Genomic DNA, 25421 nt, shown 5'->3' with positions numbered 1-25421 from the left:
TGACAGCTGGCGGAACCACATCGGTACTTTCAGGTCGAAGGCCCGATATCCATAGAGGAAATCGGAATGAAGTTATCCGATGGTTTCGACGCCAAGCGCCTTCGCTCACGCGAACCGCGTAATTGGTCAATGCGTTTTGCGGCTGCTTTTTCGGCCCTGCTGGCAACCCTTGGCGTACTGTTGGCGATGGCCGGCACCGCCAGCCTGTTGGGCCATGCACCCGCCTTGGGCGAGCTGACTACAAACCGTGCCGCAGCAGGCATCATCACTGGCTGCGGCGTGTTGATGCTGTGGCTGGGCGTGTGGTTCTGGCGCCGTTGCAGGGCACGACTGCGCCGCGGCCGGGAACTGAACCTGGCGCCACACTTGATGAAAAAGCACGATTGAATTAACGAGACGCGGGGAGTCGCGTAAACTGCGCCGCCCAGGCGGAGGCTTACATGCAAGACGACGATTTTTCCCTGTTCAAGAGCGAAGTGCGCGGCGTCAAGCCGATCAAGCACGATCGCGCCGAGATTGGTAAACCCAAGGCCGACCGCAAGCAACTGGCCGGCCTGCGCCAGGCGGCCACCGTGCGTAGCGACCAGACGATCGTCGACGGGCTTTCCGACCAGTTCGTGATCGATGTCGGCCCAGAAGACGACCTGCACTGGAGCCGTGATGGCGTCCAGGAAAGCCAGATGCGCAAGCTCAAGCTTGGGCAGATCGCCTTTGAAGGCAGCCTCGATCTGCACGGCATGAGCGTGGAAAAAGCCCGGGAAACCCTCTGGGACTTCCTTGCCGAAGCCACCCGCTTCGAGGTGCGCTGCGTACGGGTCACCCACGGCAAGGCGGTACGCCTGGACGGCAAACGACCCATGATCAAGAGCCACGTCAATACCTGGCTGCGTCAACATCCACAGGTACTGGGTTTCACCTCGTGCCAGGCCCGCCACGGTGGCACCGGGGCGGTGTATGTAATGCTCAAACGCACCATGCTCGAAGGGCGCGACGAGTAAGCTGTGCTTGCAGCGCCGCCGCCGCCGCCGTACCCTTCGCGTTTGCGATTATTCCCCACAGGTAGATCCATGTCCCTGGAACAGAACTACACCGCGATCCTCGGCCAACTGGGCGAGGATGTCTCCCGCGAGGGCCTGCTCGACACGCCCAAGCGTGCCGCGAAGGCTATGCAGTACCTTTGCCGCGGTTATTCCCAAACCCTGGAAGAAGTGACCAACGGAGCGCTGTTCAGCTCCGACAACAGCGAAATGGTCCTGGTCAAGGACATCGAGCTGTACTCGCTGTGCGAGCACCACCTGCTGCCGTTCATCGGCAAGGCGCATGTCGCCTACATCCCGGCCGGCAAGGTCCTGGGCCTGTCGAAAGTCGCGCGTATCGTCGACATGTACGCCCGGCGCCTGCAGATCCAGGAAAACCTCAGCCGCCAGATCGCCGATGCAGTCCAGCAAGTGACTGGCGCCCTCGGCGTGGCCGTAGTCATTGAAGCCAAACACATGTGCATGATGATGCGCGGCGTAGAAAAGCAGAACTCCTCCATGGTCACCTCGGTGATGCTGGGCGAGTTCCGTGAAAATGCCGCCACCCGCAGCGAGTTCCTCAACCTGATCAAGTGATCGGTTGTACACCTTCAAGCCGACCTCACGGGGTCGGCTTTTTATTGTGAGAAGCAGCCATGATCGTCAAAGCCCTTCGCATTGGCCTAGGCCAACTGATCGTCGTTCTCGACCTGATCACCCGCCCGCGCAAGCTCAAGCGTGACCCTGCCGCACAAGCCAAGATCGAACAGCATGCAAAAGGCCTGACGCTGTATCAGTTTCACGCCTGCCCCTTCTGCGTCAAGACCCGCCGTACCCTGCACCGCCTGAACGTACCGGTGGCCCTGCGTGATGCAAAGAACGACGAACAGCATCGCCAGGCCCTGCTTGAAGGTGGCGGACGGATTAAAGTGCCGTGCCTGCGTATCGAAGAAAATGGCGAAACCACCTGGATGTATGAATCCAAGGCGATCATTGCGTACCTGGATCAACGCTTCTCGGCGGCCTGAAGCGACGCCATCGCAGGCGCCGCGACTTCAGGGTAGTTAGCCCAGCATGGCCACATGGCGTGGGTGGCTGGCCACGCGCTTGAGCCACGCCTGGATCGCCGGGTAACCGGAAAGGTCGAAGCCGCCTTCATGGGCGACATGGGTGTAGGCATACAAGGCCACATCGGCAATCGAATAGTCGTCGCCCACCAGATAAGGTGTCAGCTGCAGCTGCTTCTCCATCACCCGCAGTGCCTTGTGACCACCCTTTTGCAGCTTCTTGTATTCATCCAGGCGCTCCTCTGGTAGCCCCAGGTAGAACTGAATGAAACGCGCCACGGCCACGTATGGCTCATGGCTGTACTGCTCGAAAAACTGCCACTGCAACACTTGGGTGCGCAGGCGCGGTTCCGTCGGCAGATACTCCGTGCCGTCAGCGAGGAAGTTCAGAATGGCATTGGACTCCCACAGGCAGGTGCCGTCCTCAAGTTCCAACACAGGCACCTTGCCATTAGGGTTCTTGGCCAGAAATTCGGGCGTTTCGGTGTCGCCATTGAGAATGTTGATGGGATGCCACTCATAGGGCAGGTTCAACAGGTGGAGCATCAGCTTGATCTTGTAGCAGTTGCCCGACTGGTAATCACCATAGACCTTGTACATTTCCCCTCCCCTTTTGAGTGCTGAAACGAAACTGTCTGTAATAGTTGGTGACTGTACGGCTAAATGCAACGATTGCTGTACTGCAAACATCACGGTAGTGCAGGTTAGTCTGAAAAATCTGCTTACAGACGTACAAGGAATGCCCGCATGACCGACGCCACTTCTGCGCACCTGCGCCCGCTGGCCGACTCCTCCCCTTCAGCGGTGGTCGCCGGCTTTATCGCCATGCTCACCGGCTACACCAGTTCGCTGGTGTTGATGTTCCAGGCAGGTCAGGCGGCAGGGCTTAGCAGCGGGCAAATTTCTTCCTGGATCTGGGCCCTGTCGATTGGCATGGCCGCATGCAGCATCGGCCTGTCGCTGCGCTATCGCACGCCAGTGACCATCGCCTGGTCAACCCCGGGCGCAGCGCTATTGATCACCAGCCTGGGGGGCGTCAGCTATGGCGAAGCCATCGGTGCCTACATCACCTGTGCCCTGCTGGTGGTGATCTGCGGCCTGACCGGGAGCTTCGAGCGCTTGGTCAAGCGCATCCCGGCCTCGCTGGCGTCGGCCTTGCTGGCGGGCATTCTGTTCAAGATCGGCAGCGAGATTTTCATTGCAGCCCAACACCGCACGCTGCTGGTGCTGGGAATGTTCTTCAGCTACCTGGTGATCAAACGCATCTCGCCACGCTATGCGGTACTCGCGGCGTTGTTGGTGGGTACGGCGCTGTCCGGCGCCCTTGGCCTGCTGGACTTCAGCGGCTTCAGCCTGGAAGTGGCAACGCCGGTGTGGACAACCCCGTCTTTCTCTCTCGCCGCCACCATCAGCATCGGTATCCCGCTGTTTGTCGTCGCCATGACCTCACAGAACATGCCAGGGGTAGCCGTACTGCGTGCCGATGGCTATCAAGTACCGGCCTCACCACTGATTACGGTCACCGGCCTGGCCTCACTGGTACTGGCACCGTTCGGTTCACACGGCATCAACCTGGCTGCTATCAGTGCGGCCATCTGCACAGGCCCGCACGCCCACGAAGACCCGAACAAACGCTACACCGCCGCCGTCTGGTGCGGGATTTTCTACGGTATCGCCGGGGTGTTCGGGGCGACGCTGGCGGCGTTGTTCGCGGCGCTGCCCAAGGAGCTGGTGCTGTCGATTGCCGCCCTGGCGCTGTTTGGCTCGATCATGAACGGGTTGACCGTGGCCATGAACGAAGCCAAGGAGCGTGAAGCGGCACTGATCACCTTTATGGTCACGGCGTCGGGCTTTACACTATTTTCCGTGGGTTCGGCGTTCTGGGGCATCGTGGCCGGGGTGCTGACACTGATGATTCTGAACTGGCGCAAGGCCGCCTGACCGCAGCGGCCTAGGGTTGGCAGCGCCACCCCTCACAAGCCCCTCACAAGCGAAAATGCCCAACCATCCCTTTCAACTCGGTGCCCAGTTGTGCCAGTTCGATACTTGAACTGGCATTGCCCTGCATGGCCAGCGCGGACTGATCGGCACTGCTGCGAATATTGCTGACACTACGGTTGATCTCCTCTGCCACCGAGCTCTGCTGCTCGGCAGCGGCAGCAATCTGTTGGTTCATCTGCTGAATCAACGACACCGCCGCCGCGATGCTGCCCAGGGCACTCTCTGTCTGCAGCGCATCGGCAACGGCCAGCTTGACCAGCTCACCACTGCCCTGGATCTGTTCGACCGACGCCTGGGCATTGCTGCGCAGGCTGCTGACCAGCCGCTCAATTTCCTCTGTGGACTGCTGGGTACGCTTGGCCAATGCGCGCACCTCATCGGCGACCACCGCAAACCCACGCCCCTGCTCGCCTGCCCGCGCCGCTTCGATGGCCGCATTGAGCGCCAGCAGGTTGGTTTGCTCGGCCACGCTCTTGATCACCTCCAGCACCTTGCCGATGTTCTGCACCTCGGCGCTCAAGCGCTCGATACCTTCACTGGCCGACGCCGAGGCACTGGCCAATGCCTCGATACGCTGCATGCTCTGACGCACCACCTGTTGGCCACTCTCAACCTTGTCGTCCGCTGACTGCGCCGCTTGCGCGGCCTCTTCGGCATTGCGCGCCACATCGTGGACGGTCGCAGTCATCTGGTGCATGGCCGTGGCGACCTGTTCGGTTTCTTCCTTCTGGCTGCTGACCTCTCGGTTAGTCTGTTCGGTGACGGCCGACAACGATTGAGCATTGCCGGCCAACTGCTCGATCCCCACCTGCAAACCGCTGACGATACCCGCCAGGCCACTGCCCATCTGCTGCATGGCCAATAGCAACTGCCCCACCTCATCATGCCGGTCGACCGCAATGTCGCCGCTCAAGTCACCGGCCGCGATCTGCTGAGCACGACCAATCACCCGGCGCAGCGGGCCAACGATTGCCCGGGTAATCAACAACGCAGCAACGATACCGACCACCAACGCCAACAGCGAGGCAGCGATAATCAGCCAGGTGTTTCGCCCAAGCTCAGCCTGCATTGCCGCCTCTTCGGCGGTCGACGCGTGGTCGACCTGCGCCATGACCTGCTCGGCGCGCTGCTGCAGCTGCTGTTTGAGTTGTTGTTCGCGACCCAGCAGGTCGGTGTATTCACCAAGCTTCTCGCCAAAGCTGGCGATATGAGTCGCCACTTCAGCGAGCACGCTCTGGTAACCGGCGTCCTGCACACTACTCTTCAACTGCTCGACCAGTGCCGCCGCCTGCTCCGCTTGCTCGATATGTCCCTGACGGACGTCCTCTGCACCCTTGCGATTCTGCTCCAGCCGTACCCGGGCCTCGTCCATGGCCAGCAGCATCAGCCGTGCCACCTGTGCGACCTGGCCGGCCTGCTCAACGAACTCCGCCCCTCGCGCACCCTGAGAGTCTTTCAGGGTCCAGGTGCCGTCATCCGCAAGCCCGGCTTGCAACACGTCCAGGTTATTGGCCACGCTGGAGACCGACCAATTGGCCATGTCCAGCGCCAGCTCCTTGGCCTGCGTCAACTCGACGAACTGGTCGAATGCCTGACGATAGGCCGCCAACGCCTGTTCAACATCGGCACTGGCAAGCTGCGGCAGTTCACGGGCCTGCGTCTGTAGAACCTCCACGCCTTGGTGCAAGGCTTCAACCGCCTTGGGATCGGAGGTCAGTGCGTAGGTCTGCTCTCGCAGGCGTACCTGCAGCAAGGCATCGTTGACCGCAGTCATTTGCTTGAGGCCATCGAAGCGTTTGCCAACACCCAACAAGGCCGCGACACCCAACCCTGCCACCAGTGTCGTCAACAGCAACACCAGGCTAAACCCAAGGCCCATCTTGCGGGCCATTCCCCAATTGGCAAAACCACCCTTGCTGGCCGAATTCATTGCGCCCCGCTCCCCTGCTGCTATCCCGGAAACCCCGGACAATCCCCAGGACGCAGAGTGGCAATCACGCAAGCCGCCGCACAAGCCTTTGGCGTCGGAATAATGGCAAAAAGCTAGACACACGTCGTTTTCAGAAACCCGGAGGTCGTGCTGGCGATGCCTGGGGCAACGCCTGAAAACGCCTTCCGCACAGTGCAACCGGCTTCCGTCAAATACCGCCAAGACTCAATCACCGGTATCAATCGTCGGGTATTTCGCCGAACGCTAACCCTTGCCGATACCGCCCACAGGGTCTATGAACAGGCTTTACCTTCCACCAGAGAGCTACGCCATGACCGCCTTGAACAATCGCCGCTTCCTGCTCGCCAAACGCCCGGTGGGCGCCGTGACGCGAGATGATTTCACCTTTGAACAAGTGCCCGTCGAGGAACCGGCAGACGGCCAGGTGCTGGTCAAGAACCTCTACCTGTCACTGGACCCGGCCATGCGCGGCTGGATGAATGAGGGCAAGTCGTACATTCCGCCGGTGGCACTCGGTGAGGTCATGCGTGCCCTGGGCGTTGGCGAAGTGATCGCCTCCAAACACCCGGACTTCGCCGTGGGCGACTACGTCAACGGCGCACTTGGCGTGCAAGACTACTTCGTCGGCGCGCCCAAAGGCTTCTACACAATCGACCCACGACTGGCACCACTGCCGCGTTACCTGTCGGCTCTGGGCATGACCGGTATGACGGCCTACTTCGCCCTGCTGGACGTCGGCGCGCCCAAGGCTGGCGAAACCGTGGTGATATCCGGCGCAGCCGGTGCGGTGGGTAGCATTGCCGGGCAGATCGCCAAGATCAAAGGATGCCGCGTGGTCGGGATTGCCGGTGGTCAGGACAAGTGCCGCTACCTGGTCGATGAACTGGGCTTCGATGGGGTCATCGACTACAAGGCCGAAAATGTACTGGAAGGCCTCAAGCGCGAGTGCCCCAAGGGTGTGGATATCTATTTCGACAACGTTGGCGGCGACATCCTGGATGCCGTGCTCAGCCGCCTGAACTTCAAGGCGCGGGTGGTGATTTGCGGCGCCATCAGCCAGTACAACAACAAACAGGCGGTCAAGGGACCGGCCAACTACCTGTCGCTACTGGTGAATCGGGCACGGATGGAAGGCTTTGTGGTGATGGACCACGCCCCACAGTTTGCCGCCGCGGGGCAGGAAATCGCCGGCTGGCTGGCTACCGGCAGGCTGAAAAGCCGGGAGGACGTGGTCGAAGGGCTGGAAACTTTCCCCGAAACACTGTTGAAGCTGTTTAGCGGGGAAAATTTCGGCAAGCTGGTGCTTAAGCCCTGATCTCGGCAACCACGTCGGCCAGCGCCTTGGCTGGATCGGCGGCCTGGCTGATCGGGCGACCGATCACCAGGTAGTCGGAGCCCGCATCCAGCGCCTGACGTGGCGTGAGGATACGGCGCTGATCGTCCTGGGCGCTGCCCGCCGGGCGGATACCCGGGGTGACCAGTTGCAGCGCCGGGTGAGCCGCCTTCAGCGCCGGGGCCTCCAGTGCCGAGCAGACCAGGCCGTCCATTCCGGCCTTCTCGGCCAGCGCAGCGAGGCGCAGCACCTGCTCTTGCGGCTCGATGTCCAGACCGATGCCGGCCAGGTCTTCACGCTCCATGCTGGTGAGCACGGTGACACCAATCAGCAGTGGCTGTGGGCCGCTGCGCTGAGCCAGCACCTCACGGCAGGCCGTCATCATGCGCAGGCCGCCAGAACAGTGCACGTTAACCATCCACACGCCCATCTCGGCAGCCGCTTTGACAGCCATGGCGGTGGTGTTCGGAATGTCGTGGAATTTCAGGTCGAGAAACACCTCGAAGCCCTTCTCACACAGGGTCTCGACGATGCCCGAACCGCTGCTGGTGAACAGCTCCTTACCGACTTTGACCCGGCACAGGCTCGGGTCCAGCTGATCGGCCAGCTTCAGGGCGGCGTCACGGGAAGGGAAATCCAGGGCGACGATAATAGGCGTCTGGCAGACGGACATGGGCAAGTCTCTTGGCAAGTCGAAATCGGCGCGCATTGTAGCCGATGCAGCAGCGCAAGGGGGGCCACTGATCACGAATTCGCCGTCAATCCGCTGGCCCTCTTATACTGAAGCTATACATCCAACGCTGGACAAGGAGAACCCTATGCCCTGGTATGCCTGGTTGATCCTGGTGGTTGCCCTTGGCTCCATCATTGGCGGCCTGATGCTGCTGCGCGACACCGCGCAAAAACTGCCGCTGACCGAAGAACAGCTCAAACGCATCCACGAACGCAACGCCGAAATGGACGCCAAAGACGCCAAGGACCGCTAAACCTGTGGGTGCGAGCTCGCCCCCAAAAACGTGTGGGAGCGGACTTGCCCGCGATGGAAGGCAACACCTCCCCGACGCCAAACACTCACAACGCCGCGCCGACACACCCGCCCCACTCCCGGTCAGTTGACCGTCAACTTATCGCGATTGCGTTCCAGCAACGCTTTGCCAATACCCTTGACCTCCAACAACTCATCAACCGACGCAAAATCACCGTGAGCCTCACGGTACGCAACGATAGCCTCGGCCTTGGCTTTACCGATACCGGTCAATTCACTTTGCAGGGCGGCGGCGCTGGCTTTATTCAGATCAACCTTGCCCACGTTTTGCTCAACGACAGCCTGAACCGCAGGCTGGGCCGGGGCCGTTGGCGCCGCCGAGGCAGGTAACGAGAACGTGGCAAACAGGGCTAACAGCAGAGAGGACAGGTACATGTGGCGCATAAGGTGACACTCCTTAGGACGTTTGCTTGCAGAGGCAGCTTTTCCTTGGCTGCCTTTGAAACGTAGACGGCGGGTGCGGTGCGTCAAACGAGATGGACGGATGATTTTTTACTAAATTCGACAGCGCGTTGACCTGCGTACGGCGCTGCATGCCGAACAGTTGCTCGCTCAGATGAATCTGAAATAGGTAAATGATGATCTCATTCCGGGACCGCCCCCCTAGGAAGCAAGGAAGATGTGGTCGACGGGCTGGAGACATTGTTGAAGCTGTTCAGCGGGAGGAACTTCGGAAAGTTGGTGCTAAAGGTCTGAGGTCTGAGGTCTGAGGTCTGAGGTCTGAGGTCTGAGGTCTGAGTCGAGGAGCATGGCCGGCCGACAACCTGTCGAACCAGGACTATAAGACCTGGCGAACTATATGAGGGGATCAGTATGTGATACTTTTCAACGAACGGACCAAATTGGCAAGGAATAGGAATGACCTCCGTAAACCCTGAACAGTACAACGCACCTGTCACCTCCCCAGACAAGATCAAAGTTCTATTCTTTGGCCGCTCCCAATGCGATGCAACTCTGAAGGCGCTTGGCTATCTGAATCGCTTAAAATTTGAAGTCACCACTGTCATTTCCGGCGGCCGAGGCGAAGTTCTTCCGGAGGAACTAAAATCATGGTGCGGCGACTACATACTGTGCTTCCGTAGCCTGTTTATTCTTCCCAAGTCGTTGCTGGATCAAGCCAGTATTGCCGCCATCAATTTCCACCCAGGACCCACCGAGTACCCTGGCAGTGGCTGCCTCAATTTTGCTTTGTACGAAGATGCGCCCGAATACGGTGTGACAGCTCACCTGATGAACGAAAAGGTCGATCACGGTAACATCTTGGATTGCCGTCGTTTCCCGATCGCCCCGGGTGACACGGTTGATTCGCTACTGGAGCGATCGCACCTAAAACTGCTGGATCTGTTTTTTGATATTGCCGGCGGCATCGACGCCTCCGGTAAACGCTATGTAGAGAAAATGCTGGCCAGCTCCGCACATGAGCGCTGGAGAGGTGAAGCGCGGCGCATGAAAGAGCTCGATCAACTGTCCAGCCTGGACCCAGGTATTTGCTCAGCTGAACTCGAGCGAGTTATCCGCGCAACCTATACCGAGCGTTTCCCTCCCAAGATAACGCTTCACGGATATGAGTTTGTACTGAAATCCAACAAGAGAGTACGAAACTGAACATTACCGGAACAGACATGCAATGACCCCAGTTATTTCAGAAGAACATTTCATCGGGCTGCTTGATACGCTTTTCTTACGCGGCCACGAAGCCTATCAAGCCTATTTGAAAAATGGTCGTATTTATTTATACGCAAAAATAATAAAAACAAATAACGAAAAGACTCTGGCGCTAATCCTTGATCACTGCCACTTATTACCGCAAATTCAGCAAAAAAACCTGATGAAGCTTGTCTTGCATCTGGATGTCTGGACTTGCCAGTGGAACGACCTGCGAGACAGGAACAATCCATGTCTGACTGACGAATTCGTCTTTGAAACGGCTGTAAACTTTCCAAAGGAGGCAATGGCGAGCTTGGAAGGCTATTTTGCGTCAAAGCGTTCCAACTGAGTGTCAAGGGTTAGGGGCGCCCGGAAAGCGCCCCGTTGAAAGCCTGCTGGTCAGGTACGAATTCCGCCTCCACAGCTGCCAATGCCTGCGCTGGGTCCTTTGCCTGGCTGATCGGACGACCGATAACCACGTAATCGGAGCCTGCATCGAGCGCCTCACGCGGTGTGAGGGTACGTCGCCGATCGTCCTATGCACTGCCAGCCGGGCGGATACCGGGGGGGGTCACCAGTTGCAGCGAGGGGTGCGCCACCTTGAGCACAGACGCCTCCAGCGCCGAACACATCAACCCGTCTATACCAGACTTCTCGACCAGCGCCGTCAGACGAAGCACCTGCTCCTGCGGCTCGATGTCCAGGCCGATACCGGCCAGGTCCTCGCGCTCCATGCTGGTCGCCACAGTCACACCAATCAAGAGCGGCTGCGGCCTTCACTGCCATCGCGGTAGTGTTCTAAATGTCGTGGAATTTCAAGTCTAGGAACATGTCGCAGAGCGCTTCAACGATACCGCATACACTGCTGGTGAACAGTTCTTTGCCGACCTTAACCCAGCACATCTTTGGGCCCAACTGATCGGCCAGCTTCAGGGTGGCGTCGCGGGAAGGGAAATCCAGAGCGACGATAATAGGTGCCTGGCAAGCGGATATGGGCAGGCTCTCTGGGCAAGTCGAAATCGGCGCGCTTTGTAGCCGATGCTGCGGTGCAGCGGGGACCGGGATTGCCAAATGTCTTGCACAAGGCGGCTTTCCTATAATGAAACCAAGGCAGGACACCCTGACTCGCCTGACTCGAACGGGTACAAGGGCACCATTCACGCAAGAAGGAGAATGTCATGCCTTGGTATGCCTAGTTGATACTACTGGTGGCGATCGGCTCGATCATCGGCAGTCTGATGTTGCTCAAGGACACCGCGAAGAAATTGCCATGGACCAAAGAGAAGCTGCGCAATGTCAGGGAACGCAATGCCGAGGCCAATGCCAAAGACGCACACGACCGCTGAACCCCGCGGCGCCTCGGTCACTTGGCGGAAATGCAGTGTCGCACTCCCGCCATTCTTCAGTTGATGCTCATCTTGTCACGGTTGCGCTCCAGCAGCGCCTTGCCGATGCCCTTTATTTCCAGCAACTCGTCTACCGATGTGAAGGCGCCATGCTGTTCGCGATAGGTAACGGTGGCTTTGGCCTTGGCCTTGCCGATGCCATTGAGCGCGGCTTACAGCGTGGTAGCTTCGGCAGTGTTCAGGTTGATCGTGGCAACGCCCTGCTACACCGTAACCGTCGCTATGGTGACGGAAGCTGCGGAGGGGTCGCCACGGCAGCGGAAGAGAAGCCGAGCAGTGCGGCGAACAGCAAAGCGAGCGTGGTGAGGAGCATAGGTGATACTCCATGGGTGTTGAGTTCAAAGACGGAGTTTCCTTGGCTGCAACTGAAAACTAGACGCCAATGGATGCAGCGGCAAGCGCTGGCAGGCCTGGATTTCTTTCCAAACGCGCCAAGCGATCTGGTCTTTTCGAAAAGTCAACAGTGGCCTTCGTTACTCCCTACCTTGCACTGCCTGACTCGATTTCAGGTTGCCATTTCTTGTGTTACGTCACCGAACGCCTTGACGATTAAAAGCAACGCCAACAAACCGAAGATCACGCTGATCGCCCCAACCCAGGACATACCCCAACCGTAGAACGCCCCCAACACGGCCAGGGCACAGTTGACCGACTGAATCCGGCAGAAATACAGGAACACCGCTGGAACGAAGGCACTGAGCGCCCAGTGCAGGTCAGCGTAATAGGCCAGCGCACCGTAGATGGCAACTGTCTGTACTACCAACAACAACAGGCGCAATGGAATCCTGAGATACCCGATAGCAGTCAATATGGACTCGAAACGATCCATAACTCCCCCACAAAGAATGAATTATCGAAATGTTTTTAAATTATTGTTTAAACCAACCTGATGCTCAGCCAGGTCTTTGGTAGGGTCTAGCCTGAAGCCCAACAGAGAAATATCCTACAACAGTTAAAGGCAATGTGCCACGATTGCACCTTCAGACAACACTGCCGACCAATTGATTACCCCGATGCACGCATACCAACTTCTGGCTGCTGGGGTATCGGGTTAATATAGCCGCGTGCCCCATGCACAGCGATCACTTCACATTTGTTTAAACGAGTAGGCAGGTTGCAGGAATTTTCTTACACACCGCACCTGGGTTTTTTTGACGTCAATACTGCAGGACGGGATTTTGTCGTGGGTGATGTGCATGGGCATTTTGAAATGCTCGATGCCTTGCTGGCAGACATCGGATTCGCGCCGGCGGTCGACCGCCTGTTCTGTACCGGCGACCTGATTGACCGCGGCCCATGCTCAGAGGACGTGCTGGACTGGTTGTCACGCCCGTGGTTTCACGCCGTGCGGGGCAACCACGAACAGATGGTGCTAGATTACATCGCAGGCACAGGCGACGCCCCCCGCCACGCCCGCAACGGAGGTGCGTGGTTCTATGAATTACCGCACGCCCGACAGGCGCAGATCTCAGCGGCGCTATGCAGCATGCCGGTGGCCCTACAGGTCAGGCTGAATGAAGGCCATGCCATCGGGGTCATCCATGCCGAATGCCCCAGTTGGGAAAAGGGCCTGAGCTGGCAGGAATCGATCCGCTTGCTGGTGGCCAGGCAGCACCCTGGGCAGCCCAACGCGCTGATGCAAGCCCTGTACGCCCGGGGCAAGATCACCCGCCAGGACGCCACGCCCATCCAGGGCATCAGCACGGTGTATGTCGGACATTCCACCGTGCCGCAGGTTACCCGGCACGGCAATGTGGCCTACATCGACACCGGCTGCTCATTTGCCGATGGCCACCTTAGCGCGATCGAACTGGGCAGCGAACGCCTGTTCAGGGTTTTCCCGGGCACAGCCCGACCGGCCTGAGGCAATGCCCGTTATTGCCGGGCACGTTGTCCTAGAGCAAAGAGCGCCATCTCCCAATCTTCAGGCGTGTCGATATCCAGCGATTCAAACGCCTCGGCAATCACCAGGGGCTGGACACCAGGCCCGACGAAGCGCTTTTCCTGGCGCAACACCTGTGGCGCAACCAAGTAGATCGAACCATTGAGGGTATATGCCGGCTGCAGGTCCTGGGAGCGCCTGGTCAACGGCTCCCACCCCAGGAACGGCGCTAGTGTATCGCCTTCGAGACTGAAGCTCCACGCAGGGTGCGAGGCCGCAGTGCAGACACTCACCACCGCTCGCCTGCCATTGGCCTCGAATAGCGCCACTGCCTGGCGAATCGACTCACTGGTGCGAAACGGAGACGTGGGCTGGAGCAGCATGACGCCATTCACGTCGCCGTGAACGGCCTCATAGTCGTCCAGCACCTGTAGAACCACATCCACGCTGCCTGCCGTGTCGGTTGCCAGGTGCGCTGGGCGCAATCCCGGAACCGCTGCACCAAAACGCTGCGCGACTTCGGCAATCGCCGGGTCGTCCGTAGAGACGATGGTCTCGACGAACATCTGGCTCTGCAACGCCACCTCGATCGTCCAGGCAATCAGCGGCCGCCCGTCAAGATGCTTGATGTTCTTGCCGGGCAAACGCTTTGAGCCTCCCCTAGCGGGGATGATCGCGAGGATTTTCATCGGGCCGTCACAAAGCTGCGCAGCATGGAGAGCCCAACCCTGCCGCTCTTTTCCGGATGGAACTGCGCACCGCAGACGTTATCCCTGGCAACCACCGCCGCCACCGCAGTATCGCCGTACTGGCAATCCGCGACACGGTGCTCGGCAACACTGGGCACTGCCATGTAGGAATGAACAAAGTAGACCGCACTGTTCCGAGTCTCGACAGTTTCAAGCACGGTGCCCTCCCATGAGCTGCGCGTCGGCGGCATTACAAGGCTGGACCAACCGATATGCGGCACTTTGATGGGTTGCCCCGAAAGGCCCCTGGCCGTTATCAGCTCGACCGTGCCGGGGATCAGCCCCAAGCCTTCGGAATGACCGAACTCATGGCTGCTGTCGAGCAGCAGTTGCATGCCTAGGCAAATCCCGAACAGTGGAGCGCCGGAGGCCACATAAGCCTTGATGGCCTCGTCCATGCCACTGGCATTGAGCTGGCGCATAGCATCGGCAAACGCGCCTACACCCGGCAACAGCACTTTAGTGGCATGTTTGAGGTCCTCGGGGCTAGACACCAAGCGGACCGTCGCACCACAGTGTTCGAGCGCTTTTTGCACGCTGAACAGGTTACCCACGCCATAATCGATAACGCTGACTATATCATTCATACATGCGTACCCGGATTCCCGCCGCCGAAACGTCATTGCGAATATCAGCCAAAGCAGCCCGCTTGTAGTGCAAGATGTCAGCCATCGCGACAGCATCCGCCCCTGTACCAACCACGTCGACGGCGTGCTGGGCGCTGCCCATGCCGCCGCTGGCGATGACAGGTATGCCTACCGTTTCGGTGACTGTCTGAACCAGTTCCAGATCGAACCCTTTGCGAGTGCCTTCCTGGTCGACCGAGGTCAAGAGGATTTCCCCTGCGCCGAGCGAAGCACCCTTGCGAGCCCACTCGACCACATCCAGCCCGGTGCTTTCCCGACCGTTGTCGGTGAAGACCTCCCACCGGTCTGGCGCGACGCGCTTCGCCTCGATCGACAGCACCATGCACTGACTACCGAAACGGCGCGCAATTTCGCTCACTAGACCGGGGTTGCCCACGGCCGCCGTGTTGACGGCGACCTTGTCCGCGCCGCAACGCAGCAAATTGGCCACATCCTCGACCGAGCGCACACCACCACCAACGGTCATCGGGATGAAGACGTTTTCAGCAGTTTTGCGGATCAGTTCACCCAGGCTGTTGCGCCCATACAGGCTCGCAACACAATCCATGTAAATGAGCTCGTCAATGCCCTGCTCGTAATAGCTCAGGGCATGTTCGTTTGGTGAACCGATGATGCGCAGCCCCTCGAGATGAATCCCTTTGATCAGGTTAGGCCCCTTCACATCAAGGCGGGCTATCAGTCGCGTGTTGCTCATTCAGCGTTGCCCTGTGGATTCCATGGGGTGTAGCGCAGCTTCCACTCCCCATCGACCACGTGCCACAGGTGCGGCGAACGGAAACGGTCGCAGGTGGCCAGGAACTCTTCACGGGTCATGCTGATGTAGTCAAGAAACTCTTTCTCGTAGCGTGAAGGGTACTCACCCTCATAACGCTGCATCAGCGCGATAGCTTCTTCCTTGTCGATATGGTGATTACGGATTTCCTGGGCGGAATCCATCATCGAGCGGCCCACGCCGAACTTGATCCAGCGGGTGAAGTAGAAGAACCCGTCGACCTTGTCATCAAGGCTGTTGTACTTGGAATACGTGCCTTCGGTACGCACCGGATTGGCTTCGAAGCCGGTGTGTTCGACGGCGTAGTAGTAGGCTTCCTGTGGCACCCACTTCTTGTAGTAGCCCAGATACTTGAACTCAATACCCTTGCGCTCCAGGATGTCCGGCGCCATCGGTAGGTAGCTGGCCAAATCGACCATCGGCACACCTTCGTCTAGGTACTCGCCGATCGGCTTGCCGCCCAGGAAGACATCGCGAATGTCCTTGCCACCCAGATAATCCAGCGAGAAACCTTCGCTCTCTGCAACTTCATTGGTAGCAGCGTAGCTGGAGGTCTTGTGCGAAATCTTCTCGCCGTACTCGCCCGGCATTTCCCCGTAGAAGATCAGCGGAATATTCAGCTTAGCGGCCATTTTGGCGACGAAAGTCTTCTGCCCCAGAATGAACGGCTGGAAGGGATGCAGCAGGTTGATCGTCGCATTGCGGGTCAGCAAGCGGTGGATCTTGCCGTTCGGGGTATACAGGAAGTTGTCGAAGCCGCCAACATGCAGCCAGTTCTGGAAGTTCTTCCAGCCAATGTCGGTGTACAGGTGCGGCGACCAGGTCACGGTCAACGGGTTCATGCCGTATTTATACTTCAGCAGGTGCGACTGCATCGCGCTGTCTTTACCACCGCTGCCGCCGACAATGCAGTCATAGCTGCCGTCGTTTTTGCGGTACTGATTGCAAAGCTCGAGCAGTTCACGCTCGCGCTCATCCCAGTCGATTTCGCCGTCCTCCTTGAGCTTGTTGAAATTACAAGCGTGGCACACGCCATGTTCGTCAAAGCTCATGGTCGACTTGGTGGAGCTGTTGCTGTGCGCGTACTCGTTGCTCGACATGGGCTGCTGGTTAGACATGTTGCAGATCTTGCAGAATTTTACGTCTCGCGGCAGCCCATAGAAAACTTCCCGCTCAGCCTTTGGGGCGGTGAACTTGGAAAGATCTATCGTCGAACTAGGGGAAATTTTCAAAACCAGTCTCCAAATGCAAATACAACAATCAAACGGGGTAGTTATTGCGAGCCAAATGCAGGTCGTTGTAATGACGCCTACTTGCTACGACTCGAACATCACTAAAGCCGACACAGTTGATTCCTTCCTTGTGAATCACCCCAAGCGGGTTCTGCCACTCATGCAGCCTTACTGTCATTGCTGTCGACACTCCATGTCGAAATAGGAAATAAAAAAACTTCAACGGGCCCGGGGAGCGGGAAAATCGCCGATACATGTCGCACTCGCCCCGCCACACGCCTTGATCGCGCCACCGTTGGACCGACATGACCACGGTGGCGAAGTATACAGACGTGATCAAATCGGGCCCTGGTAATTTGGCATCGGTTGCGGCGAAACATCAGGTACCCATATCGCCAGGTAGCATGGGCTTTACTCTACCGCCTCTCCCGCGCGATAGGACCTTGTCGCGACTGCACCGACCAGCCCCCACAGCGCCGTAGCAGGGAGGCCGCCGCCACAGCGCGCGGTCGACAGGTCGTCACGCGAGAAGCATTCACCCGCCGAAATGTCACGAACGACCATTACCTGCTGCCGCGCTGCCTTGCGCGTATCCCACTCACTCGGCTGCGGCAATTTTGCCGGCTGGCCCAGTGCCTGCTCCAACCCGCGGATTTGCGCAATCATGTCGGCAAGCTCGGCAGGTTCCAGCGAGGCTTTATGGTCAGGGCCAGGCATTGACCGATCGAGGGTGAAATGCTTTTCGATGACACGCGCGCCTCGCGCCACGGCAGCTACCGGAATAAGCACCCCCTGGGTATGGTCCGAATAGCCAACCTCCAGGCCGAAAGCCTGTTGAAGGGTATCCATCGCCCGCAAGTTCACCTCTGCAAGCGGCGTCGGGTATTGGGAAGTGCAATGGAGCAGCGTGACATGTCCCTGAAGCCGGGCTCGCGCCTGCCCGTCGCTCCAGCAACGCCACACATCATCCATATCCGCAGGCTCCTGATCATTGACCAATGCATGCGTGATTATGGCCAGGCCCTGCTCAACCTCGCTCAAGGTCGCCATACCAGTAGAGACAATCAGCGGCTTGCCAGTTCGGGCGAATTGCCACAACAACGGGCCATTGACCAACTCACCGGACGGCACCTTGAAAAACGGGATGTCTAGTGTGCCCAAGAAATCGAGGCTGTCATTATCAAAGGCCGTGCTGATGAACTCGATCCCCTTGTCTTTTGCATGAGCCTGAAGGTCAGCATGCCAGTCGCGAGGCAATTCCAGCTTCCGAAGCATGGCCTGCTGGCTTTCCTCGGCATCAGTGGTCGTTTTCTGGTAGAGCGCCTTGGGTGCCGTGACGGACGCAAGCTTGCTGGCGTTGAACGTCTGAAACTTCACCGCATCTGCGCCCGCTCGTGCCGCCTGATTGATCAGTTCGAAAGCCAGTTCACGCTGACCGTTATGGTTAACACCGGCCTCAGCGATGATGTACACGGAATCTCTGCTTACAGATTTCATTCGTCAACTCAGATCATGAAATGACTTGTGACCCGAAGTGTCACAGGTTTCAAGGATACGCACGATTGCGCTGGCGGCATCGCCCTGCCCATAGGGGTTGATCGTCTGCCTGCTTGCCTGGGCAAAAGGCTCGCTCAGCGCCAAGCCGATAGCGGACTCGATCGCTACCCTGTCCGGCGCGCAGTGCAACACGGAGTCTGCGCTCAGGCGCCCTGCTTGGCGGCTGCCGATATTGACAGTGGGGACACCGAACGAAGGGACTTCGATGATACCGCTGGACGAATTGCCAACGACGGCGGCAGCACGCTTCACAACGCTCAGGTAGCGCTTGAACCCAAGAGAAGGTATCGCCAGCACACGCTCGGGATTCTGTACCGCGAACTGCTCGATCATCGGAATGATCGCCCGGCCGCCGTTATCCGCGTTCGGATAGGTGACGACCACGCGATAAGCAGGAAACGCCTCCAAGGCCTGCAGAAGCGCCTCGAAGCTTTTTTCCGGATCCTCTTCGAGCATCGTCACAGGGTGGTAGGTCACCAGCAGGAACGGCGCCGACAAATCGAAGCCGAGGCTGTCGCGCAACGCCTCAAGCGGCATATCGGGCGTGCGCTTGAGATGATCGAGCCCAACGGCACCCACGTTGAACACCCGTTCAGGCGACTCCCCCATCTGGATAACACGCTTGCGATAGGGTTGCGCGGCGACGAAATGCAGGTACGCCATCTTGGTGATTGCATGCCGGATGGCATCGTCGTACGCGCCTTCAGTCAACTCCCCACCATGCACATGCACGATAGGGATGCGCATGATCAGGGCCGCCTGGCAGATACTCAACGCCTCAAAACGATCACCCAGCACCACCAGAAGATCCGGGCGCAGACGATCCAGCGCATCAGCGAAGCCCAACACCCCCAACCCCATGGACTTAACAGTACCAACATCGGTATTGGACGAAAGCAACATCTCTACCTTGGCGTCGATCTCGAAGCCGTCCTCGACAATTTGCTGCCAGGTGTAACCGAACTCTGGTGACAAGTGCATGCAACTGACGATGAGCTGCAAGTCCAACTGCTCGCTCTTCTGGATTTCCTTCATCAGCCAGTAAAGCAGGCCGTACTCAGCCCGGGTACCGGTAAAGACGGCAATGCGACGGCTCATTTGACCTCCTGCGGCGGCACGCTGCTCGGCAGGTTGACAACCCGCGCTTCCAGCCACTCGGCGTTGCTCAGGTCCCCCCTCAGACAGTGTTGGTAGGCTGGCAGACGGTTCATCAGCGCCCAGATGGGGCGCGTCATCACGCCTCGCTCGTTGGTAGCTTTGAGCAACGCATCCCGCTGAGCGAGATCCTGGCAGATGACAGCATTCAGCCAGTAGTTCGAACGGCAATCTGCCGGCTCGGTGACAAATGTCAGGTCACTGCTCTGCAGTGCCTCTTTGTAGTTCATGGCCAATTGACGCTTTGCCGCCAGGAAACCGTCCAACTGCTCGAGCTGGGCACAGCCAAGCGCGGCATTCAGGTTAGGCAGCCGATAGTTGTAGCCCACTTCGTCATGCACATATTCATAGGCGTGAGGCTGCTTGGCGGTTGTCGTCAGATGCTTGGCCCTTGTACCCAGCGCGTCGTTAGTCAGCACCATACCACCGCCTCCCGTGGTGATGATCTTGTTGCCATTGAAGCTCAACGTCCCGATCAGCCCGAAAGTGCCGGTGTGCTGCCCCTGATAGGTACTGCCCAGGGATTCGGCGGCGTCCTCAACCAACGCCAACTGCCAGCGCTCACAGACTACCAGCAGTTCCTTGAGCGCCACCGGATGGCCGAAGGTATGCATGGGTAGGCAGGCGCGCAGCACCCGGCCATCTTTACGCAACCGACATACGCCATCCTCGCCCATCATCGCTTCGCTATCGAGCCAGCGCTCCAGCGCCGAGGGTGAAAGCCCCAGCGTCTCGCGATCGACGTCCACGAAGACCGGCTCGGCGCCACAGTAAGCGATGGCATTACACGTCGCCACGAAGGTCAGCGACTGGGTGATCACCAAGTCGCCAGCCCTCACTCCGGCCAGCAACAGGGCAATGTGCAAGGCCGCCGTGCCATTGACGGTCGCCACGGCGCGCGGGCTGCCAGTGAAGACCTGCATGTCGTGCTCGAAGCGGTCGACGAAGGCCCCCACACTGGAGACGAAAGTGGAGGCGATGGTTTCGCCAACATACCGCTGTTCATGACCCGCAAATACCGGAGCATGCAGTGGAATAAACTCCTGAGTGCGGTACTGATCGCGCACAAACCTGACAAGCGAGTCGTACATACCAGACCTCAGACGTTATAGATATTGGCTTTGTACTTGGCGAGATTCTGTGGCTGGGTGAACCACTCAACCGTCTTCTCCAAGCCCTGGCGGATCGAGTACTCGGGCTTGAAGCCGGTCAGGCCATTGATCTTGCTGTTGTCACACCACAAGCGGAAGACCTCGGACTTCTCCGGACGCATCCGCTGCTCGTCGGTGAGGAACTCGACGTCGCTACCCATCAGTTCGCGGATCAGGTTGAGGGTGTCCCCTACCGAGATCTCGAAGTTGGAGCCGATATTCACGACTTCGCCAACCGCCTGCTCACAGCGGGCCAGTTCGAGGAAGCCACGGCAGGTGTCGGCGACGTAGTTGAAGTCACGGGTAGGCGTCACATCGCCCAGCTTGATCTGCTTCTGACCCGAAGCGATCTGGCTGATGATAGTAGGGATCACTGCACGCGCAGACTGGCGAGGCCCGTAGGTATTGAACGGCCGGGCAATCGTCAGCGGCAGGTCGAAAGCGTTGTAGAAACTCATCGCCATCGCATCGGCACCAATTTTCGAAGCACTGTAGGGCGACTGAGCCTGCAACGGATGTTTTTCGTCGATCGGAACATACTTCGCGGTACCGTAAACTTCACTGGTAGAAGTATGGATGACCCGCTTGACACCATTCTCCATGGCCGCCTGGCAAATATTCAAGGTACCTTTGACGTTGGTGTCGACATAGCTGTCAGGTGCAACGTAAGAGTAAGGAATGGCAATCAGCGCGGCCAAGTGGAAAACGATATCCACGTCTTTGGTAATGTGCTTGCAGTAGTGCGGATCACGGACATCACCGTTGAGCACTTCGATACGAGAAAGGCAGTCGACGTCCTCCAGCCACCCCCAGTAGTTAAACGAATTGTATTGAGAAAGCGCCTTGACCTTGTAGCCTTCACGCACAAGCAATTCTGTCAGATGCGAACCAATGAAGCCATCGGCGCCGGTCACTAAAACTGTAGTCATCGTTCAACCCTTAAACTAGACCGCCTCGAAAATACATTCCGTGAGGCGCGAAACAAATGAATAGGTCCTTCAATACTCGACAGCAATCGGTGTCGCTTGAGCACTTTCTGCAAAACAGCTGCGACACGCCTGGCATGCTGCTTCGGCATCCACCCCGTAGTCGGCATGACACACCGCCAACAGCACAATCTTCACCCTAATCCGCAGGGAAAAGCTTCTGGGGAGCGACACTATACAGCAAGCAGCGTTCCGCACCTTGCTACCCGCACAGGAATAAAAGAGCTTACGAAAAGCTGCATCAAAATATGTCAGAGCATGCCAGCAGAGCAAACGCTCTGCACACTGACGCCGGACTCGCCTAATCATTTTTGCAACGGCGTTAGACCTGACCATCGCTGCCCCGGAGAATTACCCCAATTGACGCGACACGATCTCTGGCAAGTTTGCGAGTGCCCAAAGCTAGGTCACGAACGCAAAATCGGTAACAATACCGCCCCTCCCGACTTAGCCCTGGCATGACGACATGCTAGTCGCGCTGGGATCATTCGCAAGACAAGGACAACCGGGGATATCTTAGTTCCTGGTAATAGGCACAGATTAGGAAATCAATAAGTGAAGGACTGGAGAGACACCGTAGTTGGCACGGACGCAACGCTGCGCGACGCCATTCGCTGTATCGACGCCAGCGGCCTGCAATTGGCGCTGATGCTAGACAAGGATCAACAGCTCGTCGGCACGCTGAGCGACGGCGATGTCCGCCGGGCCATACTCCGTGGTTTTTCGCTGGACGGCCCCGCATCCGAAGTCATGAATGCCTCGCCGATCACCGCGCACACTACTTCCCTGCCCGCCGAACAGCTCAAGCTGATGCGGCGCAACGTGCTGCACCATTTACCCCTGATCGATGACCAACGCAAGGTTGTCGGCCTGGTGACGCTGGACGGCATTGCCGGCATTCTGGAGCGCCCGAACTGGGTCGTACTCATGGCCGGCGGGCTGGGCGAGCGTCTGCGTCCGCTGACCGAAAACTGCCCCAAACCCATGCTGATGATCGCAGGCAAGCCAATCTTGGAATGCATACTGGAAAGCTTCATCGAGCAGGGTTTTCGCAACTTCTTCCTTTCGGTGAACTACCTCGCGTCCGTGGTGCGAGACCATTTCGGCGATGGCAGCAAATGGGGCGTGAACATTTGCTACCTGCAGGAGCACAAGCGCCTGGGCACCGCGGGTGCGCTTTCGCTGCTACCAGAACGCCCACAAGATCCGATCCTAGTCATGAACGGTGACCTGCTGACACACGCTCGGTTCGACAACTTGGTGCAATTCCATGACGAGCATGATTCCTTGGCGACCATGACCGTCCGCGAATACGACTTCCAGGTCCCCTATGGCGTGGTACGAATGGACGGTGCAGCCATCGAGTCCATCGATGAGAAGCCGGTCCACCGATTCTTTGTCAACGCCGGCATTTATGCGATCTCGCCCGCTGCGCTTGACCTGATTCCGCCCGAGACTTTCTACGACATGCCGACCCTGTTCGAGGACCTGATCAAGGCCCGCAAGAGCACGGCTGCATTCCCGCTACGGGAGTATTGGCTGGATATCGGCCAGATCGAAGAGTTTGAGCGCGCCCAACACGAATGGCCCTCGCAAAGATGACTGCAAATAACTTGGCGCCCCCATATCGGGGATACTTTGCAGGCCTCGCATTGAAAGGTTGATATCCGTGAAAAAGCTTCCTATGTCTCTCATTGTGCTGAGCTCAATGTGCCTACTCCTCACCGGCTGTGATAATTCCCCGAAAGTCAAGAACGAGATAATTGGCCGCCCTGCCTCGCTAAGCGCCTCCACCCCTGCTACTCCAGCTGTAGCTCCCGTGCCTCCTGCCCCCACCCTGACCGCAGAGATCAGTGACGAGGCGGGGACACTAGAGGATGATGCACTGAACTTGGCAGTGTCCTCACCGGAAGCTGCAGCCAAACTCGCCACGAAAGCACCCGAGTCCGTTGCAGCTGCCGCTCGCTTGGCCTCGGAAAAATCGCTGGGCGAACTTTCCGCATCCCCCGAATCATCGATGGTCAAGCTGAATGCCTACGCGCAACTGACAAAGGAAATTGCAAAGTTTACGCCTGGGTCGGGGCCTGTCGCAGAAGCTGCGAAGGCAACCGAGAGCGCCCGATTGCGCGCTTTAAATGCACTCAACGACACACGGTGATCCTGACAAGCACTCGACCAGACCACGCATACCCAAGGTACGCCCCCAGGGCCGTCCTCCACAGATAGTATTCAAGCATGGAGACTCAGCTACGATGCGAGTGAGTAACGAATGAAGTGCAGTTCTCTTCCTGACAAGAACATTCTTTTTGTCATCAATGAGGCAGGTGAGTTCGTAGAGCTCCGTCGGGTTGCCGTGGCAGCGAAACAGGCTGGTTACGGCATCAGCTTTCTCTTTGCGCAGCCAGGCTACATAAACCTCAAGCAGGATCGGGCGACCTGTCGCCTCAACGACTTCAGTGACTACTTTCCAGGTAAATCATTGAAGCACTCGCCACTGTCGAAAAAGTACGAGGAGATAGCCGACGGCCTGGAGAACGGCTACGTTCCAAACTCTTTGCGAGAGCAGCGCAGCAACAAAAGCAAATGGTCCGTATGGGGCGTCCTTATGCTGTCGGCTTTGCTGAGTCCTCTGCTTAGGCTCACCGATGCGACGGCCAGTGCCGTGGAAAAACAGCAGAAGAAAAGAAACGCAAAATTCTTCCGACCATTCTATTACGCACGCCAGGTGTACAAGAAGGTGAACCCTTCTCTAGTGGTCTTTGGCCAGGAGTTCCCTGGCTCGGTCAACGCCTTGCTTACCAAGCTTTGCAACAACGACCAGGTGCCGACCCTCATCATTCCTTTCGCTGTGGGCACAGCCAAGGAGATGGTGGAAAGCCTGTTCGACAAGCCGATGTATGATGCCGAACACAATCTGATCAACAAGATCACCGCGTCACTATTCCCACACTGGGTCAACTATTACGCTTCGAAAAAACTGTTACGGATGCCTGGGGACAGGATCATTTTGCTCGAAGCATTCGGGTGTGCCCCCGAGCACCCATGGATCCCCAATAGCAGTCGCGTTACCTGCATCGGTGTCGAAAGCCCCGAAATGGAACGTTACTATCAGCGGATGCAGTTTCCCGAGAGTCAATTGCGCGTGACGGGGGCTGCCTATGACGACATCCTGCATGCCGCACGGCATGACGAGCAGGCGAGAAACCGTGTATTCCGGCGCCTGAGGCTAGACCCCGAGAAGCCACTGCTGGTGTGCGCCTGGCCCACCGACCAGTACGGTTCGCGCAATATCCCCATGGAGTTTCCCGACTACAAGGCGCTATGCAAGGGTTGGGCCAAAGCACTAGCCACTGTCAGCCGATTCACTGACTTCAACGTGGTCATCCGCCCTCACCCGGTAACCGACCCCGAACTGCTGACCGAGGTACTGCGACCTTATCGCCTGCATCATCGCGTTACCGATATCGATACCCTCGATCTGGTACCGGCCTGCGACCTCTTTGTCGCCTGCGTCTCCTCTACCTTGCGCTGGGCGACTGCATGTGGCATCCCGGCAATCAACTACGACTGCTATGACTATGGCTATACCGATTTCGACGGGGCCAAGGGCCTGGTGACGACCAATCGATACAGCGTCTTCCAGTCCACGCTCGAGCGCCTGACCGATGACAAGGAGGCATATGAACGGGCCCGCGCCGGTCAAATTGAGAGTGCCAGCGAATGGGGTATGCAGGACGGGCGCTCCATGGCGCGCATAATTGACCTGATCGCCGAACTGACCAGCGTTCAAGCCCAGTTCACCACCTCAAGCAGAACGTGACGCC

General features: G+C 58.2%; 26 protein-coding genes and 5 pseudogenes. 15 read left to right on the top strand and 16 right to left on the bottom strand.

The features are described 5' to 3' along the window. Positions 1-66 precede the first annotated feature (66 nt). From IE038_RS14345 to IE038_RS14330, 4 genes are all read left to right on the top strand, one after another. A complete protein-coding gene (locus IE038_RS14345; protein ID WP_163934992.1) occupies positions 67-387 on the top strand; it encodes a hypothetical protein in 321 nt (106 codons plus the stop codon). 53 nt (positions 388-440) lie between these two features. After that, complete coding sequence (locus tag IE038_RS14340; RefSeq protein WP_065759871.1) at positions 441-998, top strand: Smr/MutS family protein; 558 nt, start codon at positions 441-443, stop codon at positions 996-998. A gap of 69 nt (positions 999-1067) precedes the next feature. Beyond that, positions 1068-1613, top strand: coding sequence for a GTP cyclohydrolase I FolE (gene folE, locus IE038_RS14335; RefSeq protein WP_065759870.1), 546 nt, complete (start codon positions 1068-1070; stop codon positions 1611-1613). A 59-nt stretch (positions 1614-1672) separates the two neighbouring features. Continuing rightward, positions 1673-2044, top strand: coding sequence for a glutaredoxin family protein (locus IE038_RS14330; RefSeq protein WP_163934990.1), 372 nt, complete (start codon positions 1673-1675; stop codon positions 2042-2044). A gap of 36 nt (positions 2045-2080) precedes the next feature. Here IE038_RS14330 and IE038_RS14325 read toward each other — a convergent pair whose 3' ends face one another. Further along, complete coding sequence (locus tag IE038_RS14325; RefSeq protein ID WP_163934987.1) at positions 2081-2683, bottom strand: glutathione S-transferase family protein; 603 nt, start codon at positions 2681-2683, stop codon at positions 2081-2083. 147 nt (positions 2684-2830) lie between these two features. On the opposite strand from IE038_RS14325, the gene IE038_RS14320 reads away from it, so the two are divergent. Then, positions 2831-4024: a benzoate/H(+) symporter BenE family transporter gene (locus IE038_RS14320; protein ID WP_189395817.1), complete on the top strand. Its 1194-nt coding sequence runs from the start codon at positions 2831-2833 to the stop codon at positions 4022-4024. A gap of 43 nt (positions 4025-4067) precedes the next feature. Here the strand turns inward: IE038_RS14320 and IE038_RS25330 are convergent, their stop codons facing one another. Continuing rightward, positions 4068-4931, bottom strand: a complete 864-nt coding sequence (locus IE038_RS25330) for a methyl-accepting chemotaxis protein (protein WP_438810776.1) — start codon at positions 4929-4931, stop codon at positions 4068-4070. Between the two features lie 3 nt (positions 4932-4934). Further along, positions 4935-5153, bottom strand: a pseudogene (locus IE038_RS25325) (HAMP domain-containing protein); the annotation flags it as partial. 1192 nt (positions 5154-6345) lie between these two features. Here IE038_RS25325 and IE038_RS14310 point away from each other — a divergent pair. After that, positions 6346-7350, top strand: coding sequence for an NADP-dependent oxidoreductase (locus IE038_RS14310; RefSeq protein WP_163934984.1), 1005 nt, complete (start codon positions 6346-6348; stop codon positions 7348-7350). On the opposite strand, the gene pyrF is transcribed toward IE038_RS14310, so the two are convergent. Then, on the bottom strand, positions 7340-8041 hold the full coding sequence (pyrF, locus tag IE038_RS14305) for an orotidine-5'-phosphate decarboxylase (protein ID WP_163934981.1): 702 nt from the start codon (positions 8039-8041) through the stop codon (positions 7340-7342). The two genes, IE038_RS14310 and pyrF, sit on opposite strands and share 11 nt — an antisense overlap. Before the next feature lie 145 nt (positions 8042-8186). Between pyrF and IE038_RS14300 the strand changes: the two genes are divergently transcribed. Continuing rightward, on the top strand, positions 8187-8354 hold the full coding sequence (locus IE038_RS14300) for a DUF2897 family protein (protein ID WP_065759863.1): 168 nt from the start codon (positions 8187-8189) through the stop codon (positions 8352-8354). 122 nt (positions 8355-8476) lie between these two features. On the opposite strand, the gene IE038_RS14295 is transcribed toward IE038_RS14300, so the two are convergent. Continuing rightward, positions 8477-8797: a ComEA family DNA-binding protein gene (locus tag IE038_RS14295; RefSeq protein WP_163934979.1), complete on the bottom strand. Its 321-nt coding sequence runs from the start codon at positions 8795-8797 to the stop codon at positions 8477-8479. Positions 8798-9016: 219 nt separating this feature from the next. On the opposite strand from IE038_RS14295, the pseudogene IE038_RS24515 reads away from it, so the two are divergent. The 3 genes and pseudogenes from IE038_RS24515 to IE038_RS14285 form a co-directional block, all read left to right on the top strand. Continuing rightward, positions 9017-9109 (top strand): annotated as a pseudogene (locus IE038_RS24515) (hypothetical protein); the annotation flags it as partial. A gap of 162 nt (positions 9110-9271) precedes the next feature. After that, a complete protein-coding gene (locus tag IE038_RS14290) occupies positions 9272-10018 on the top strand; it encodes a formyltransferase family protein (RefSeq protein ID WP_163934976.1) in 747 nt (248 codons plus the stop codon). Between the two features lie 22 nt (positions 10019-10040). Continuing rightward, a complete protein-coding gene (locus IE038_RS14285; RefSeq protein WP_163934973.1) occupies positions 10041-10409 on the top strand; it encodes a hypothetical protein in 369 nt (122 codons plus the stop codon). A gap of 10 nt (positions 10410-10419) precedes the next feature. On the opposite strand, the pseudogene IE038_RS14280 reads toward IE038_RS14285, so the two are convergent. Continuing rightward, positions 10420-11053, bottom strand: a pseudogene (locus IE038_RS14280) (orotidine 5'-phosphate decarboxylase). Positions 11054-11256: 203 nt separating this feature from the next. Between IE038_RS14280 and IE038_RS14275 the strand changes: the two are divergent. Next, entirely contained in the window at positions 11257-11406 is a 150-nt protein-coding gene (locus IE038_RS14275; protein WP_229775672.1) for a DUF2897 family protein, read from the top strand. 56 nt (positions 11407-11462) lie between these two features. Here the strand turns inward: IE038_RS14275 and IE038_RS25320 are convergent. Together IE038_RS25320 and IE038_RS14265 are read right to left on the bottom strand one after the other, a co-directional pair. Next, positions 11463-11651: pseudogene (locus IE038_RS25320) on the bottom strand (ComEA family DNA-binding protein); the annotation flags it as partial. A gap of 320 nt (positions 11652-11971) precedes the next feature. Then, positions 11972-12295 carry a hypothetical protein gene (locus IE038_RS14265; RefSeq protein WP_189395815.1) on the bottom strand — a complete coding sequence of 108 codons (324 nt, stop codon included), beginning with the start codon at positions 12293-12295 and terminating at the stop codon, positions 11972-11974. A gap of 354 nt (positions 12296-12649) precedes the next feature. On the opposite strand from IE038_RS14265, the gene IE038_RS14260 reads away from it, so the two are divergent. Beyond that, complete coding sequence (locus tag IE038_RS14260) at positions 12650-13330, top strand: metallophosphoesterase (RefSeq protein ID WP_229775671.1); 681 nt, start codon at positions 12650-12652, stop codon at positions 13328-13330. An 11-nt stretch (positions 13331-13341) separates the two neighbouring features. Here the strand turns inward: IE038_RS14260 and IE038_RS14255 are convergent, their stop codons facing one another. The 8 genes from IE038_RS14255 to IE038_RS14220 all read right to left on the bottom strand — a co-directional run bounded on the left by IE038_RS14255 (position 13342) and on the right by IE038_RS14220 (position 21540). Further along, positions 13342-14037: an acylneuraminate cytidylyltransferase family protein gene (locus IE038_RS14255; RefSeq protein WP_189395814.1), complete on the bottom strand. Its 696-nt coding sequence runs from the start codon at positions 14035-14037 to the stop codon at positions 13342-13344. Next, positions 14034-14684 carry an imidazole glycerol phosphate synthase subunit HisH gene (gene hisH, locus IE038_RS14250; RefSeq protein ID WP_163933357.1) on the bottom strand — a complete coding sequence of 217 codons (651 nt, stop codon included), beginning with the start codon at positions 14682-14684 and terminating at the stop codon, positions 14034-14036. The genes IE038_RS14255 and hisH overlap by 4 nt, the downstream gene beginning before the upstream one ends. Further along, entirely contained in the window at positions 14677-15438 is a 762-nt protein-coding gene (hisF, locus tag IE038_RS14245; RefSeq protein ID WP_189395813.1) for an imidazole glycerol phosphate synthase subunit HisF, read from the bottom strand. The genes hisH and hisF overlap by 8 nt, the downstream gene beginning before the upstream one ends. After that, positions 15435-16748, bottom strand: a complete 1314-nt coding sequence (locus tag IE038_RS14240; RefSeq protein WP_189395812.1) for an N-acetyl sugar amidotransferase — start codon at positions 16746-16748, stop codon at positions 15435-15437. The genes hisF and IE038_RS14240 overlap by 4 nt, the downstream gene beginning before the upstream one ends. Positions 16749-17159: 411 nt before the next feature. Next, positions 17160-18221 carry an N-acetylneuraminate synthase gene (gene neuB / locus IE038_RS14235; protein WP_229775670.1) on the bottom strand — a complete coding sequence of 354 codons (1062 nt, stop codon included), beginning with the start codon at positions 18219-18221 and terminating at the stop codon, positions 17160-17162. Positions 18222-18248: 27 nt separating this feature from the next. Continuing rightward, the gene (neuC, locus tag IE038_RS14230; RefSeq protein ID WP_163933348.1) at positions 18249-19403 is read right to left on the bottom strand and encodes a UDP-N-acetylglucosamine 2-epimerase; all 1155 of its coding nucleotides are present in this window, start codon (positions 19401-19403) and stop codon (positions 18249-18251) included. Then, on the bottom strand, positions 19400-20551 hold the full coding sequence (locus IE038_RS14225) for a LegC family aminotransferase (RefSeq protein WP_163933345.1): 1152 nt from the start codon (positions 20549-20551) through the stop codon (positions 19400-19402). Before IE038_RS14225 ends, neuC begins: the two co-directional genes overlap by 4 nt. An 8-nt stretch (positions 20552-20559) precedes the next feature. Next, the gene (locus IE038_RS14220) at positions 20560-21540 is read right to left on the bottom strand and encodes an NAD-dependent 4,6-dehydratase LegB (RefSeq protein ID WP_163933342.1); all 981 of its coding nucleotides are present in this window, start codon (positions 21538-21540) and stop codon (positions 20560-20562) included. Between the two features lie 612 nt (positions 21541-22152). On the opposite strand from IE038_RS14220, the pseudogene IE038_RS25315 reads away from it, so the two are divergent. The 3 genes and pseudogenes from IE038_RS25315 to IE038_RS14210 all read left to right on the top strand — a co-directional run. Continuing rightward, a pseudogene (locus IE038_RS25315) lies at positions 22153-22482 on the top strand (CBS domain-containing protein); the annotation flags it as partial. Between the two features lie 42 nt (positions 22483-22524). Then, the gene (locus IE038_RS25310) at positions 22525-23199 is read left to right on the top strand and encodes a nucleotidyltransferase family protein (RefSeq protein ID WP_438810775.1); all 675 of its coding nucleotides are present in this window, start codon (positions 22525-22527) and stop codon (positions 23197-23199) included. Positions 23200-23866: 667 nt separating this feature from the next. Next, positions 23867-25417: a CDP-glycerol glycerophosphotransferase family protein gene (locus tag IE038_RS14210; RefSeq protein ID WP_163933339.1), complete on the top strand. Its 1551-nt coding sequence runs from the start codon at positions 23867-23869 to the stop codon at positions 25415-25417. Positions 25418-25421: the final 4 nt, after the last annotated feature.

The sequence above is a fragment of the Pseudomonas laurentiana genome (assembly GCF_014648275.1).
Taxonomy (GTDB): domain Bacteria; phylum Pseudomonadota; class Gammaproteobacteria; order Pseudomonadales; family Pseudomonadaceae; genus Aquipseudomonas; species Aquipseudomonas laurentiana.
The sequence above is the reverse complement of the archived record's forward strand: the minus strand, read 5'-3'. Positions and strand labels throughout refer to the sequence as shown.

Excerpts from the sequence above, each read along its gene's own strand:
- IE038_RS14345 (WP_163934992.1), top strand. The coding sequence starts at position 67 with ATGAAGTTATCCGATGGTTTCGACGCCAAGCGCCTTCGCTCACGCGAA.
- IE038_RS14340 (WP_065759871.1), top strand. The coding sequence starts at position 441 with ATGCAAGACGACGATTTTTCCCTGTTCAAGAGCGAAGTGCGCGGCGTC.
- folE (WP_065759870.1), top strand. The coding sequence starts at position 1,068 with ATGTCCCTGGAACAGAACTACACCGCGATCCTCGGCCAACTGGGCGAG.
- IE038_RS14330 (WP_163934990.1), top strand. The coding sequence starts at position 1,673 with ATGATCGTCAAAGCCCTTCGCATTGGCCTAGGCCAACTGATCGTCGTT.
- IE038_RS14325 (WP_163934987.1), bottom strand. The coding sequence starts at position 2,683 with ATGTACAAGGTCTATGGTGATTACCAGTCGGGCAACTGCTACAAGATC.
- IE038_RS14320 (WP_189395817.1), top strand. The coding sequence starts at position 2,831 with ATGACCGACGCCACTTCTGCGCACCTGCGCCCGCTGGCCGACTCCTCC.
- IE038_RS25330 (WP_438810776.1), bottom strand. The coding sequence starts at position 4,931 with ATGGGCAGTGGCCTGGCGGGTATCGTCAGCGGTTTGCAGGTGGGGATC.
- IE038_RS14310 (WP_163934984.1), top strand. The coding sequence starts at position 6,346 with ATGACCGCCTTGAACAATCGCCGCTTCCTGCTCGCCAAACGCCCGGTG.
- pyrF (WP_163934981.1), bottom strand. The coding sequence starts at position 8,041 with ATGTCCGTCTGCCAGACGCCTATTATCGTCGCCCTGGATTTCCCTTCC.
- IE038_RS14300 (WP_065759863.1), top strand. The coding sequence starts at position 8,187 with ATGCCCTGGTATGCCTGGTTGATCCTGGTGGTTGCCCTTGGCTCCATC.
- IE038_RS14295 (WP_163934979.1), bottom strand. The coding sequence starts at position 8,797 with ATGCGCCACATGTACCTGTCCTCTCTGCTGTTAGCCCTGTTTGCCACG.
- IE038_RS14290 (WP_163934976.1), top strand. The coding sequence starts at position 9,272 with ATGACCTCCGTAAACCCTGAACAGTACAACGCACCTGTCACCTCCCCA.
- IE038_RS14285 (WP_163934973.1), top strand. The coding sequence starts at position 10,041 with ATGACCCCAGTTATTTCAGAAGAACATTTCATCGGGCTGCTTGATACG.
- IE038_RS14265 (WP_189395815.1), bottom strand. The coding sequence starts at position 12,295 with ATGGATCGTTTCGAGTCCATATTGACTGCTATCGGGTATCTCAGGATT.
- IE038_RS14255 (WP_189395814.1), bottom strand. The coding sequence starts at position 14,037 with ATGAAAATCCTCGCGATCATCCCCGCTAGGGGAGGCTCAAAGCGTTTG.
- hisH (WP_163933357.1), bottom strand. The coding sequence starts at position 14,684 with ATGAATGATATAGTCAGCGTTATCGATTATGGCGTGGGTAACCTGTTC.
- hisF (WP_189395813.1), bottom strand. The coding sequence starts at position 15,438 with ATGAGCAACACGCGACTGATAGCCCGCCTTGATGTGAAGGGGCCTAAC.
- neuC (WP_163933348.1), bottom strand. The coding sequence starts at position 19,403 with ATGAGCCGTCGCATTGCCGTCTTTACCGGTACCCGGGCTGAGTACGGC.
- IE038_RS14225 (WP_163933345.1), bottom strand. The coding sequence starts at position 20,551 with ATGTACGACTCGCTTGTCAGGTTTGTGCGCGATCAGTACCGCACTCAG.
- IE038_RS14220 (WP_163933342.1), bottom strand. The coding sequence starts at position 21,540 with ATGACTACAGTTTTAGTGACCGGCGCCGATGGCTTCATTGGTTCGCAT.
- IE038_RS25310 (WP_438810775.1), top strand. The coding sequence starts at position 22,525 with ATGGCCGGCGGGCTGGGCGAGCGTCTGCGTCCGCTGACCGAAAACTGC.
- IE038_RS14210 (WP_163933339.1), top strand. The coding sequence starts at position 23,867 with ATGAAGTGCAGTTCTCTTCCTGACAAGAACATTCTTTTTGTCATCAAT.